This is a genomic window from Mycetocola zhadangensis (assembly GCF_003668565.1).
GTDB classification, from domain to species: Bacteria; Actinomycetota; Actinomycetes; order Actinomycetales; family Microbacteriaceae; genus Mycetocola_A; species Mycetocola_A zhadangensis.
This window is the reverse complement of the sequence record NZ_RCWJ01000001.1, coordinates 313,431-326,866: the sequence shown is the minus strand read 5'-3', so window position 1 is coordinate 326,866 and position 13,436 is coordinate 313,431. Positions and strand designations below refer to the sequence as shown.

Below are 13,436 nucleotides of genomic sequence, written 5' to 3'. Positions count from 1 at the left end.
ACCGGCGCAAACGAGAGATGCCCCCGATTCTGACGCGTGGTCCGAATCGGGGGCACTGCTCGTTCGAAAACCTCTACTCGAGAAGCTCGGACAGTTCGAGCCAGCGGGTCTCCAGGTCGACGATGGTCGATTCGAGGTTGCTGACCGTCTCCGTTAGGTCGCCCAGACCGACGTAGTCACTCTGGTCGGCGTTCGCCAGCAGTTCATGAGTGTCGACGACCTTCTGGCGAGCTTTCTGGAGCTTGCGCTCGATCGAGGCAATCTCCTTCTGCGCGTTCCGAAGGTCGGCTCCCCCGAGTTTTGGCGAGTGGCCGGCGGTCGGCGGGGCGTCTCCCGCGAGCGGCGCAATGAGCGGAGCCGCGCCCTGGCCCGATCGGAGGGCGAGATACTCGTCAACCCCACCCGGCAGGTGGCGCAGGTGTCCGTTGAGCACCGCGTACTGCTGGTCAGTGACCCGCTCGAGCAGGTACCTGTCATGGGAGACGACGAGGAGGGTGCCCGGCCACGAGTCGAGGAGATCCTCAATGGCGGCGAGCATGTCGGTGTCGAGGTCGTTTGTCGGCTCATCGAGGATGAGAACATTCGGCTCGTCGAGCAGGATCAGCAGGAGCTGGAGCCGACGGCGCTGTCCACCGGACAAGTCCTTGACCGGCGTGGAGAGCTGGGCGCTGGTGAAGCCGAGCTTTTCGAGCAACTGTCCCGGCGTGAGCTCCTTGTCGCCCGAGACATATGCCGCTTTCTGCATACCTACGACGGTCGAGACGCGCTCGTGCTCAATTTCCTTCAACTCGTTGAGCTGCTGTGTGAGGCTTGCGATCCGCACAGTCTTCCCGCGCTTCACCGTGCCTGAGGTCGGTTTGACCTCGCCGGTGACGAGCCCGAGCAGCGTGGATTTGCCTGCGCCGTTCACGCCGAGGATGCCTGTGCGCTCACCGGGAGCGATGCGCCACTCGACGTCTTTGAGGACAGTCTTGGTGCCGGTTGCCGATTCCGGGTCGGGGTAGACGACACCGGTGTCGATCAGATCCACGACGTCCTTGCCGAGGCGGGAGGTCGCGAGCTGGGCAAGCGCAACAGTGTTGCGGGGCGGCGGTTCGTTGGCGATCAGCTCGGCGGCCGCGTCCATCCGGAACTTGGGCTTTGTGGTGCGTGCGGGGGCACCGCGGCGCAGCCAGGCCAATTCCTTGCGCATGAGGTTCTGCCGACGGGATTCCGACGCTGCGGCCATGCGGTCCCGCTCGACCCGCTGGAGGATGTAAGCGGCGTAGCCGCCCTCGAACGGTTCGATGATCTGGTCGTGCACCTCCCACGTCGCCGTACACACTTCGTCAAGGAACCAGCGATCGTGCGTGACAACGATGAGTCCGCCTGCGTTCGCCGCCCACCGGTTCTTCAGGTGCCGTGCAAGCCAGGCGATACCTTCAACGTCAAGGTGGTTCGTCGGTTCGTCCAGGAAGATGACATCCCAATCACCGACGAGGAGCGCAGCGAGGGCGACACGACGGCGTTGCCCTCCGGAGAGGGATCCGATCGTTGCATGCCAGGGGATGTCCTGGACCAGACCCGCGATGACGTCGCGGATCCGCGCCGATCCGGCCCACTCATGTTCCTCGGTGGTTCCGACGATGGCGGCGGAGACGGTGAGGTCGTCCGGCTGTTCGTCGCGCTGGTCGAGTACCCCGACGGTGATGCCGCGTCGGCGCGTTACGCGGCCGCCGTCTGGTTCGAGTCGCCCCGCGAGGAGGGACAGGAGCGTCGATTTGCCGTCGCCGTTGCGACCGACGACTCCGATCCTGTCGCCTTCGTTCACCCCGGCGGTGATGGAGTCAAAGATCACACGGGTCGGATATTCAAGGTGAAGCTGTTCAGCTCCGAGTAGGTGGGCCACTCTTCAAGACTATGCGCCAGACGGGCGGGTGCTCACCACTCCTGAACGAGCCGTGCCCCATGAACGGGCCCGGTGACGCGCAGGGCGTTCAGGCCGGACGCACCGAGCGCCACCTGCAGTTCCAGCGCGCTGTCAGCGTCGGGAACGAGAAACGCCAGTGTCGGGCCCGAGCCTGAGACGATTCCGGCGAGCGCACCGGACTGTTCGCCGAGTTCGAGAATTTCATGCAGCCCTGGAGCGAGACGCAGTGCCGGTGCCTGCAGGTCGTTGTGGAGCGCCTCCGCGAGCTGGCGGGCGTCGCCGGCGCGGAGCGCCTGGAGCACGTCGGTGTCGACAGCGGGTGTCATCAACGCCGGATAAATGTCCTGAGCGTGTTCCTCCCGGTGCCGGTCGAGCGCGGAGTACACCTCGGGCGTCGACATCCCGAACTCGGCGACGGCGAGCACCCAGTGGAACCGGCCCTTCGCGAGCGCGGGGCTCAACTGGTCACCTCGGCCGGTGCCGATAGCTGTACCGCCAGACAGCGCGAACGGGACGTCCGCCCCGAGTTTGGCCGCCAGTGCCGTCAATTCCTCGCGAGACGCGTCGGTTCCCCACAACGCATCGCAGGCCACGAGGGTTGCTGCCGCGTCTGCCGATCCGCCACCCATCCCTCCGGCGATCGGAACGTTCTTCTCGACCTCGAGTCGAACTCCGCCCCGATACCCGCTCTGCCTGGCCAGAAGCCGGGCCGCTTTGATGGCGAGGTTCGAACCGTCGGTGGACAGGCCGGTCGTGTCGATGCTGCCGGTGAACGACACTGAAAAGTCGTCAGCCGGGTAGGCGCGCACGTCTTCGTAGAGCGATACGGCCTGGAATGCCGTGGCGAGTTCGTGGTAGCCATCACCCTGCAGCTGGCCCACCTTGAGAAAGACATTGATCTTGCCCGGAGCCCTGGCGTGGGCGAAGTGCGGGGATACCGGATCCGTCATACCTCCAACCTAATCCCTTGAGCACCGTGTCCGGAGCGGTTTCGGTTCAGGGCTGGAGGCCGACGGGGATGGAGGAAGGCGCCCACCGTCCGGTGTGCTGCTCAGTGGCCGGCGGGGTCGGGGGTTTCTCTCGCTCCGGTCACGTTCCGCGCGATGGCCAGGAAGTCGTGAACCGTCAGTTCTTCGCCGCGCGCGGTCGGCGCGATGCCAGCGGCCACCATGGCGCCAGTTGCCGCCTGCGAACCACCGAGTACCTGCCCCAGCGACTGACGCAGCATCTTGCGTCGCTGCTGGAACGCCGCATCAACGAGCGAGAACGTCGTAAGTCGCTCTGCTTCCGTGCCGATGGCATCCGCTCTTCTCTCGAAAGCGACGAGTACCGAGTCGACGTTGGGAACCGGCCAGAACACCTGGCGCGACACGTTGCCCGCCGTTCGCCAGTGACCGTACCAGGATGCTTTGACGCTGGGGCTGCCGTAGATCTTGGATCCGGGTTCCGCCGCGAGGCGGTGACCGACCTCAGCCTGCACCATGACGACGCCAGCGCTGATGGACGCGAAGTTCTCGAGCAGGTGGAGAAGCACGGGGACCGAGATGTTGTACGGCAGGTTCGCGACGAGGCGGGTCGGGTCCCCAGGCAACTCGGTGACACGCATGGCGTCAGCGCTGACCACTGTGAGGTCGGCATCCGGCTGAAGGAGAGCGACGGTGCGCGGCAGCTGGTCGGCGAGCCGCGAGTCGATCTCGACGGCGACGACGCTCGCGCCGATCTCGAGGAGGCCGAGGGTCAGCGAGCCGAGGCCAGGGCCAACCTCAACGACGTGCTCCCCCGCGCTTACCTTCGCAACCTTGACGATGCGACGCACCGTGTTCGCGTCGACGACGAAGTTCTGGCCGAGCTTCTTGGTCGGCTGAACGTCGAGCAGTTCAGCCAGGTCGCGGATCTCGGCTGGGCCAAGAAGCGTCATACGTGTACATCCTCATAGGGGTTTGGCGGGGAGACGACGGGCTCGTCGTCCCAGTGGCCGTACACGTACTCCGTGTTCGACGAAATCTGTGCTGCCAGCATCGACGGATCCGTTCCGAGTGTCGCCGCGATCGAGCGGAGCGTGTGCGGAATCAAATAGGGCGCGTTGGGGCGGCCGCGGTATGGCATCGGTGTGAGATACGGGGCATCCGTCTCGATCAGGAGCAGGCTGCGAGGCGCGACGGCCAGGGCGTCGCGCAGGTTGGCAGCGTTTTTGAACGTCGCCGTTCCGGCGAACGACATGTGCCAACCGTTCTCCGTGCAGATCTCGGCCAGTTCGCGGTCGCCAGAGAAGCAGTGGAAAACTGTGCGCTCGGGGGCACCGACGCGCTTGAGGGTCGCGATCACTTCGGCGTGTGCGTCGCGGTCGTGGATCTGCAGGGCGAGGTTGTTTTCCTTCGCCATTTCGATGTGCGCCTCGAACGCGGCGTACTGGGCTGCGCGGCCATCCTCACCCGTGCGGAAGAAATCGAGACCGGTCTCGCCGATTGCCCGAACACGCGGTCGCGTCGCGAGCTCAGCAATGGTGGCCAGAGCGTCGTCGAGGGTGCCGGAGCCGTGAAGCACGGGAGCTTCGTTCGGGTGGATGGCGACTGCGGCGAGCATGCGCGGCTCGACAGCTGCGGTTTCCGCACTCCAGATCGACGTAGCGACGTCTGTACCGACCTGAACGACGCCGCGAACACCGACACTCGACGCGCGATCGAGGTGCTCGCGATAGTCGAGGGCGACATCGCCGTCTGCTATTTCGAGGTGGGTGTGATTGTCGTATACCGAAACGGCGAGGCGTTCGGGAAGCGGAGGGAAGCTGATGTCCTTACGGTCGCCTGCGTCGCGCGCGCGTACGTGAGCGGAATCAGTCATGTCTCGACGGTACCCCACGTCAAGCCCGAGTGCCTTCCCGTCCGCTTAGGCGATCGCTGGCTCAATGCGCGGGAAGAGGGCCTGGAGTGCGGAGACCGTGCTGCCTGCCGGCAACTGGCCAAACTGGCCGGCGTCCCGGATGCGTTGGTCGACGAGAGCGCCAAGGCCATCGGCTGCACCGAGCGACTCCCAGAGCTTCTCGGTGGCCTTCGGCAGCACAGGCGAGAGCAGCACGGCGAGAGCGCGCAAGCCGTCGACAGCTGTGTAGAGCACCGTGCCGAGCCGTGCGGCGTTCGCCGGGTCCTTGGCGAGGGCCCACGGCTCAGAGTCTGTGATGTAGCCGTTGAGCTCGTCGACGATGGTCCAAATTGACGCGAGTGCGTCGTGGATGGCCAGCGCGTCGATCGCCCGGTCGGCGTCCTCCGCCGCTTTCGCCACAACCGTGTGGATGGCCATGTCGATGTCGGTGTAGTCCGCTGGCGTCGGAACGACTCCGTCGAAGTACTTCGTGACCATGGCGACGACGCGTGATGCGAGGTTGCCGAAGCCGTTGGCGAGTTCCGCCTGGTAGCGGGCGGACAGGTCTTCCCAGCTGAACGAACCGTCCTGGCCGAAGGCGATAGCGCGGAGGAAGTAGTAGCGGAAAGCGTCAGAACCGAAGGTGTCGGTGATCTCCGTCGGCGCGATGCCGGTGAGCTTCGATTTCGACATTTTTTCACCGCCGACGAGCAACCAGCCGTGGCCGAAGACCTGCTTGGGCACCTCAAGGCCAGCGGCCATGAGCATGGCCGGCCAGATCACCGCGTGGAAACGAAGAATGTCCTTACCGACGATGTGGGTGGCCGGCCAGCGGCGCTCGAAGTCGGCGCCCTCCTGGCCGTAGCCGACGGCGGTGATGTAGTTGAGCAGCGCGTCAAACCACACGTAGACGACGTGGCTGTCGTCCCACGGCACCTTGACACCCCAGTCGAAGCTCGACCGGGAAATGGACAGGTCGCTCAAACCCTGTCGTACGAACTGGATGACCTCGTTGCGAGCCGATTCCGGCTGCACGAAGTCCGGGCGCTCCTCATACAGGGCGAGAAGGCGTTCGGTGAAGTCGCTCATTCGGAAGAAGTAGTTCTTCTCTTTGAGGAGTTCGAGGGGCTTCGAGTGGATGGCGCACACCTTCTGGCCCTCGAACTGACCTGTGCCGTTGACGATCTCCGACTGTGGCTTGAACTCTTCACAACCGACGCAGTACAGCGCCTCGTACTCGCCCGAGTAGATGTACCCGTCGTCGTACAGCCGCTGCAGGAACAACTGCACACTCGACTCGTGCCGCTCGTCGGTGGTGCGAATGAAGTCGTCGTTGGCAATGTCGATGGTCTCGAGCAGCGGCTTCCACGCTTCGGTGACGAGCTTGTCGGCCCACTTTTTCGGGGTGGTTCCGTTCGCCGTGGCCGTGCGCAGGATCTTTTCGCCGTGCTCGTCAGTTCCGGTAAGCGACCACGTGTCGTCACCTGACTGACGGTGCCAGCGTGCGACGACATCAGCGGCCACCTCCGTGTATGCATGCCCGATGTGGGGAGCATCGTTCACGTAGAAGATGGGCGTTGTGATGTAGAAAGAATTACCGCTGGCCATACTGTCAATCTTATGGCCGCGACGATGCCGCTTCCGTCCCGTTACAGCGCGTGCGAGACGCGGTCACTTCTTGACGGCGAGCGCCGCCTGATACAGCTCCCGCTTGCTCAACCCCGTCGCCTCAGAGACTGAACCGGCTGCGTCCTTCAACCGCTCCCCCGTTGCCACCCGCTCGAGCACCTCACTCACACCGTCGTGCAGGCTAAACTCTCGTTCCTCAGCTCCGGCGATGACGATGCAGATTTCTCCCCGCACACCGTCAGACGCCCATTCCGCGAGCTCCGCAGCTGTGCCCCGTTTGACCTCTTCGAACATCTTCGTCAGTTCACGGCAGACCACTGTGCGGCGGTCTTTTCCGAGAACGGATGCCACGTCCGCCAGAGAGGACGCCAACCGGTTGGGCGATTCGAAGAACACCATGGTGCGACGCTCATGCTCGAGCGACCGAAGTGTGGTCAGCCTGTCCCCCTGCTTTCTTGGCAGAAAGCCCTCGAAACTGAAGCGGTCCGTCGGGAGCCCCGAGACGGCGAGCGCCGTAATGACCGCGCTCGGCCCTGGAATCACCGTGACGGGCACTCCGGCGTCAACCGCGGCGACAACGAGGTGGTAGCCAGGGTCAGACACGGTCGGCATGCCCGCGTCGCTCAGGACGAGCAGATCTGAGTTCCGAGCGGACTCGACCAGCTCTGCGGACTTCTCACGCTCATTGTGCTCGTGCAGGCTGATCAGTTTGGGCTTATGGGCAATGCCGAGGCCCTTGAGGAGCTTGATGGTCGTGCGCGTGTCTTCGGCGGCGACGACCTCGGCCGAACCGAGGGCATCGACGAGTCGCGCCGAGGCATCCCCGAGGTTTCCGATGGGAGTGGCTGCGAGGATGATCATGTTCTCAGTCTCGCACTCCCCGGGCGCCGCCCCCGGCCCTTCCTCGCGGGGTCGGGAACGAAGGGTGGTGTCGCTAGCATTGCAAGGTGCCCGTGCCTCCCCGCGAATCCTTCTCTCACCTGGTGAGCGGCGCGACGACCTCCACCACCGGTCCGATCGACGTCGAACCGCGGGGGTCACGCCTCGACGACTGGTGGGGCCGGCTTCTGTCCACACCCGGTCGGCGCCGTCTCTGGTACTGGGGTGGACCGATCCTGGTCACCCTGCTCGCGGCCGTCCTGCGCCTCTGGAACCTGGGCACACCGCACGCGCTCGTCTTCGACGAGACGTTTTACGTGAAGGATGCCTGGACCCTGCTCCACCACGGCTACGAATCAGCGTGGCCGGCTGAGTCGGATCCCGACTTCAACGCCGGTCGGGTGAACGGGTTCCTCACTGACCCGGCATACGTCGTCCACCCGCCGCTCGGTAAGTGGCTGATCGCCCTGGGCCTCGGCGTGTTCGGCGCAACCGACAGCTTCGGGTGGCGCATCTCCACGGCAATCATCGGCACCCTGGCTGTCCTTATACTCACCCTGGTCGCCCGCAAACTGTTCGCCTCAACACTGCTCGCGGTGATCGCCGGTTTCCTGTTCGCCATCGACGGGCACGCGATAGTGATGTCGCGGGTGGCGATCCTCGACAACTCCCTGATGTTCTTCGCACTGCTCGGGTTCGCGATGATCCTCGCCGACCGGGACTGGCACGCGCGCCGCCTGGCCGTGCGCCTCGACGCGGCGCGCTCGAGCGGGGCATCGCCTGACTGGGGCCCAGTGATCTGGTGGCGCCCCTGGCTGATTGCCGCAGGGGTCGCGTTCGGCCTCGCTGCCGGAGTGAAGTGGTCGGGTTTCTACTTCCTGGCCGGCTTCGGGCTGTACCTTATCGTCGTCGACGCTCTCGCCAGGCGAAGGCTCGGCCTCGACGCGTGGTTCTCCGCTGCGGTACTCAAACAGGGACCGGCGACTTTCCTCCTCCTGGTTCCGGTCTCGCTCGTGGTCTACCTGGCCAGCTGGACGGGATGGTTTGTCACCGACAACGGCTACTACAGGAACTGGGCCGAACAGGCGGGCAACGCCTGGACCGGACTCTTCTCCTGGGTGCCATCGGTCTGGCAGAGCTTCTTCTTTTACCAGCAGTCCATCTACAACTTCCACGTCGGGCTCGCGGCCCCGCACCCGTACTCAGCCAACCCGCTCGGCTGGCTGGCCCTGATCCGCCCGACCAGCATGTGGTACGACTCCCCCGCAACCGGCGCGAGTGGCTGCGAGCTCGCCCCGTGTTCGCAGGCCATCACCTCCATCGCCAACCCGTTGATCTGGTGGGCCGCTGTCGCCGCATCCCTGTATCTCGTCTACCGGCTGATTCGCACGAGGCAATGGCAGGTCGGCCTCATCCTGATGGGCGTCGCGGCCGGATACCTGCCGTGGCTGATGTACACCGAGCGAACGGTGTTCCAGTTTTACACGATCGCATTTTTGCCCTACCTGCTCCTCGCGCTCACCTTCGTGATCGGGCTGATCCTCGGCAAACGAAGCGACAGCCAGTATGAACGCACCCGCGGGTTGAGCGTCACAGCCGTGTTCCTGGTGCTCGCCACGGTGCTCAGTGCGTTCTGGTACCCACTCTGGTCGGCGACGACAGTGCCGTTCTGGTTCTGGTCGCTGCACTCCTGGCTGTCTACATGGGTGTGACGCTGACGCGCGCGGCCTGGCTGCCTGGTGTCGCCGTCGCGGCTGGCGCGGCAGCAGTGGCGTTAGCGGTATCGGCTCTTTTCCCCGCAGTGCCGCTGCTGACCGCTGCTGTGGTGCTTGGCATTCTGGTTGCGCAACTCCCGGCGGCCCAATCGCACCTCCGCGGCTCGCTCGCTCCTGGCCTTGCCTTGTCGTCACGGCGATTCATGCGCATCGGCGTTGTGCTGCTCGGCTTCAAACTCAGCCTGGTCGACGTCGCTTCGCTCGGCTGGGGTGTCTTTCTCTCCACAGTAGCCATCGTGCTGATCACGTTCGGCGGAACCTGGCTTCTCGGACGGGTCTTCCGGCTGCCAGGCCACGAGCCTCTGCTGCTCGCGACAGGGTTCGCCATCTGCGGAGCGAGCGCCATCGGTGCGATGTCTGGCGTCGTTCGGGCCAAGAGTTCAGAACAGGCGCACCCTGTCGCCCTGGTGACCCTCTGCGGAACGCTGGCCATCGTCGTTTTGCCAGCCCTGTGGCATCCGCTCGCCCTCGACAACCTGCAGTTCGGTCACTGGGTCGGAGCGAGTGTTCACGATGTGGGGCAGGTCGTTGCCACTGCCCAGATCGCCGGGAGCAGCGCACTTGCCGTCGCTCTCGTCGTCAAACTCACCCGAGTGGTTCTGCTTGCGCCGATTGTCGCGGTCGCCGCTGTGGTCGAACGCAGACGGTTTCGCCCGAACCCCGACGCCGCGAAGCCGCCGCTGGTGCCGCTGTTCGTTGTCGGTTTCCTCGCTGCCATCCTTCTTCGCACGTTCCTGGTCATCCCTGAGCCGGTGCTGTCCACTATCGACGGCATCCAGACCGCGCTGCTCGCCATGGCGCTCTTCGGCCTCGGCGCCGCCGTGAACCTGCGGCGCCTTGTCACGACCGGGTGGCGCGCGCTCGCCGTCGGGCTGCTGTCGTGGGCGCTCATCGCGGTGCTCGCTCTCGCCGCTGTACACCTGTTCTCCTGAAAAGTGTCGCTCGTTGCGCCGTGTTACGCACCGCCGCTTCCCCGGGGTCGGCGCTCGGGTAGCGTGATGTCATGGCAGATCGCGAATACGGCTTCCGCACGCGTGCAATTCACGCGGGCAACATCCCTGACTCGGCAACCGGAGCGCGAGCGCTTCCGATTTACCAGTCGACAGCCTTTGTTTTTGATGACACATCGGATGCCGCTGCTCGCTTTGCGCTTCAGAAGTACGGCAACATTTATTCTCGGCTGGCGAACCCCACCGTCGCGAGCTTCGAGGAACGTGTTGCCAGCCTCGAGGGCGGGCTCGGCGCCGTCGCGACCGCATCTGGGCTCTCGGCCCAGTACATCACCTTCGCGAGCCTGGTCGGATCCGGTGACCACATTGTCGCGTCCGCGAACCTCTACGGCGGATCGATCACCCAACTTGATGTCACGCTGCGCCGCTTCGGTGTTGAGACAACGTTCGTGCAGTCGGCGAACGCCGAGGACTATGCCGCTGCCATCACTGACGAAACAAAACTGATCTTCGCTGAGACCATCGCGAACCCGTCTGGTGAGATCGCGGACATCGAGGCCCTGGCTGACGTTGCCCACGCGCACGGCATCCCGCTTGTGATCGACTCGACCATCGCGACGCCGTACCTCAACCGCCCGATCGAGTGGGGCGCAGACATCGTCACCCACTCCGCCACGAAGTTCCTCGGCGGACACGGCACAACGCTCGGCGGGGTTGTGGTCGAGAGCGGGCGCTTCGACTGGCACACCGACAAGTTTCCGCTGTTCGGCCAGAAGGTGCCGAGCTATGGCGGACTGGAGTGGACGGGCAACTTCGGCGAATACGCGTTCCTCACGCGACTCCGCGCTGAGCAGTTGCGGGACATTGGGCCGGCTCTCTCGGCAACCGCTGCGGCCACACTGGCCCAGGGTGTCGAAACACTCTCCTACCGGATGCAGGCGCACGTCGACAACGCGCGAATCGTCGCGACCTGGCTGCAGCAGGACCCGCGCATCGAAGCGGTCTACTGGGCCGGCCTCGACTCGCACCCGCACCACGCGCGGGCCGAGAAGTACCTGCCCAAGGGTGCAGGCAGCGTGTTCAGCTTCGTCGTCAAGGGCGGACGCGCGGTCGGGCAGAAACTGATTGAATCGGTCAACCTCGCCAGTCACGTCGCCAACATCGGTGATACCAAGACGCTTATCATCCACCCCGCCTCAACCACTCACGCCCAGCTGACCGAACAGCAGCTGCTCGACGCTGGTGTGCTTCCCGGCGTCGTGCGGCTCAGCGTCGGTATTGAAGACGCCGACGACATCATTTACGATCTCGACCAGGCGCTCGCACAGGCGGTGGAGGCATAAGCCATGTCAGAACTCGTTGCAACCCAGCTGCAGAACGGGCTCACCTGCTCGCTGCCGTCCGATTCGCCTCTCGCCAAGCTGCTCAAGTCACAGCGCACCTGGGTGGGTCCTGACGCGAAAACGCGACTGAACATCCTTCGGGCAGCGAAGTCGGTGGCGATCGTTGGTGCATCACCAAACCCCGCGCGGTCCAGCTACTTCGTCGGCACGTACCTGCTGCAGTCAAGCAACTACCGCGTGTACTTCGTGAACCCGAACGCCGATGAGATTCTCGGCCACAAGGCGTACCCCGATCTGGCATCACTGCCGGAGGTGCCCGACATCGTCGACGTGTTCCGCAAGGCGAGCGATATCCCTTCGGTCATCGACGACGTGCTTGCTTCCGGCGCTCGGACCGTCTGGGTGCAGCTCGGTATCTGGAACGAGGAGGCCGCTCGCTACGGCGAAGAGCAGGGCCTCACGGTCGTGATGGACCGGTGCATCAAGGTCGAGCATGCTCGCTTCCACGGAGGGCTCAACCTGTTCGGATTCGACACCGGCCAGATCTCGTCGAAGAAACAGCTCGTCTAAACGCCGCAGTTAACCTGCTGTAACTCAAACTTTCCGCAAGAACCTTGCGTCTGTGCCAGGCGATTCGCCTCCCACCGTTTCGTGCTGCGCTGGCCTGCCTATAGTGACAGGACGGCACTTCGCGCAAGGAGCATCATGACGGCGTACGTTTCGGCGTTCGATCTCTTCTCGATCGGTATCGGCCCGTCCAGTTCGCACACGGTCGGGCCCATGCGTGCCGCCCTTCTTTTCGGTTCACGACTCACGGATGCCGGTCTCCTCGGCGCTGTCGATCGGGTCACCTGCGTCCTCTTCGGATCACTCGGGTCGACCGGCATCGGTCACGGAACGCCGGACGCCATCGTCGCCGGCCTTCGCGGGCTGCGGCCGGAAACCTGCGAACCTGCAGAGGTGCGCGAGGCGTGGTCACGCCTCGAACCGGGCTCAACGCTCCTGCTCGCCGGGACGCGGAGCATCCTGTTCGAGAAAGCCGACATCACGTTCGAGCCGCGCACGAGGCTTCCCGGTCACCCCAACGCCCTGACCCTGGCCGCCTGGAGCGGGACGAGCGACGTCCCTCTGGTGACCGAAACCTACTATTCGGTCGGCGGAGGGTTCATCCGCCGCGACGGCGAGGACCCCGCCGGAAGGCCTTCCGTGGAGTACCCGCTCCCGTTCCCGACCGCCACCAAACTCCTCGACATCTGCGCAAGCCAGGGCCTGCGCATCGACGAGGTTGCACGACGCAACGAGGAAGCCGCCCGAAGCCCCGAAGAGGTTGACAGCGGCCTCGACACCATCTGGGCGGCCATGACTGAGTCAGTAACCAACGGCCTCGCCACGTCTGGCGTGCTCCCGGGCGGCCTCCGCGTGAAGCGACGCGCGGCTGCCGTTCGCGAGCACCTCGAGATCGCTGAGGCCGAAAGCGGTCGAGAGCTACCGACCGAGTGGCTGCACTCGTTCGCACTCGCGGTCAACGAGGAAAACGCGGCAGGCGGTCGCGTTGTGACCGCGCCGACCAACGGAGCAGCCGGCATTCTTCCCGCTGTCGCGTCGTATTACCTGCGTTTCGTCCCGGGGGCCAGCGCCGATGGCATCCGTCGTTTCCTTTTGACCGCAACGGCCATTGGATCGTTGTTCAAAGCGAACGCGTCCATCTCGGGAGCGGTCGGCGGCTGCCAGGCCGAGGTCGGATCGGCCTGCGCCATGGCCGCTGGCGCCCTGTGCGGAGTGCTCGGCGGATCGCCAGCGCAGGTCGAGAACGCTGCCGAGATCGCGATGGAGCACCACCTCGGCCTCACATGCGACCCCGTCGGCGGGCTTGTTCAGGTGCCGTGTATCGAACGGAACGCGATCGCCTCGTCAACAGCGGTGAGCGCGGCCCGCCTGGCGTTGCACGGCGACGGCAGCCATCTGGTTTCACTCGATGCTGTGATCGAGACGATGCGCCAGACCGGGGTCGACATGTCGAGCAAATACAAGGAGACAAGCGAGGGTGGACTCGCGGTGAACGTCATCGAGTGCTGACCCCGGTGAGAACCTC

Annotated in this window: 11 protein-coding genes; 5 read left to right on the top strand and 6 right to left on the bottom strand. The window is 64.8% G+C overall.

From position 1 onward, the window contains the following. Positions 1–73: 73 nt before the first annotated feature. From D9V28_RS01580 to rsmI, 6 genes are all read right to left on the bottom strand, one after another. A complete protein-coding gene (locus tag D9V28_RS01580; RefSeq protein ID WP_121657965.1) occupies positions 74–1,888 on the bottom strand; it encodes an ABC-F family ATP-binding cassette domain-containing protein in 1,815 nt (604 codons plus the stop codon). 32 nt (positions 1,889–1,920) lie between these two features. Beyond that, on the bottom strand, positions 1,921–2,859 hold the full coding sequence (locus tag D9V28_RS01575) for a 4-(cytidine 5'-diphospho)-2-C-methyl-D-erythritol kinase (protein WP_121657964.1): 939 nt from the start codon (positions 2,857–2,859) through the stop codon (positions 1,921–1,923). A gap of 101 nt (positions 2,860–2,960) precedes the next feature. Next, complete coding sequence (rsmA, locus tag D9V28_RS01570; RefSeq protein WP_121657963.1) at positions 2,961–3,827, bottom strand: 16S rRNA (adenine(1518)-N(6)/adenine(1519)-N(6))-dimethyltransferase RsmA; 867 nt, start codon at positions 3,825–3,827, stop codon at positions 2,961–2,963. Further along, positions 3,824–4,750, bottom strand: a complete 927-nt coding sequence (locus D9V28_RS01565) for a TatD family hydrolase (protein ID WP_121657962.1) — start codon at positions 4,748–4,750, stop codon at positions 3,824–3,826. The genes rsmA and D9V28_RS01565 overlap by 4 nt, the downstream gene beginning before the upstream one ends. A gap of 45 nt (positions 4,751–4,795) precedes the next feature. Further along, positions 4,796–6,376 (bottom strand): methionine--tRNA ligase, encoded by a 1,581-nt coding sequence (gene metG, locus D9V28_RS01560; RefSeq protein ID WP_121657961.1) that lies wholly within the window; start codon positions 6,374–6,376, stop codon positions 4,796–4,798. Positions 6,377–6,439: 63 nt separating this feature from the next. Beyond that, positions 6,440–7,258 (bottom strand): 16S rRNA (cytidine(1402)-2'-O)-methyltransferase, encoded by an 819-nt coding sequence (gene rsmI, locus D9V28_RS01555; RefSeq protein WP_121657960.1) that lies wholly within the window; start codon positions 7,256–7,258, stop codon positions 6,440–6,442. Positions 7,259–7,344: 86 nt separating this feature from the next. Here rsmI and D9V28_RS01550 point away from each other — a divergent pair, with 86 nt between their 5' ends. The 5 genes from D9V28_RS01550 to D9V28_RS01530 all read left to right on the top strand — a co-directional run bounded on the left by D9V28_RS01550 (position 7,345) and on the right by D9V28_RS01530 (position 13,420). Next, entirely contained in the window at positions 7,345–8,988 is a 1,644-nt protein-coding gene (locus D9V28_RS01550; RefSeq protein WP_308472391.1) for a dolichyl-phosphate-mannose--protein mannosyltransferase, read from the top strand. Continuing rightward, positions 8,979–9,983 carry a YeiH family protein gene (locus D9V28_RS01545; protein WP_121657959.1) on the top strand — a complete coding sequence of 335 codons (1,005 nt, stop codon included), beginning with the start codon at positions 8,979–8,981 and terminating at the stop codon, positions 9,981–9,983. Before D9V28_RS01550 ends, D9V28_RS01545 begins: the two co-directional genes overlap by 10 nt. A 71-nt stretch (positions 9,984–10,054) precedes the next feature. Next, entirely contained in the window at positions 10,055–11,344 is a 1,290-nt protein-coding gene (locus D9V28_RS01540) for an O-acetylhomoserine aminocarboxypropyltransferase/cysteine synthase family protein (RefSeq protein WP_121657958.1), read from the top strand. 3 nt (positions 11,345–11,347) lie between these two features. After that, on the top strand, positions 11,348–11,914 hold the full coding sequence (locus D9V28_RS01535; RefSeq protein WP_121657957.1) for a CoA-binding protein: 567 nt from the start codon (positions 11,348–11,350) through the stop codon (positions 11,912–11,914). 135 nt (positions 11,915–12,049) lie between these two features. Then, positions 12,050–13,420, top strand: coding sequence for an L-serine ammonia-lyase (locus tag D9V28_RS01530; protein ID WP_121657956.1), 1,371 nt, complete (start codon positions 12,050–12,052; stop codon positions 13,418–13,420). Positions 13,421–13,436: the final 16 nt, after the last annotated feature.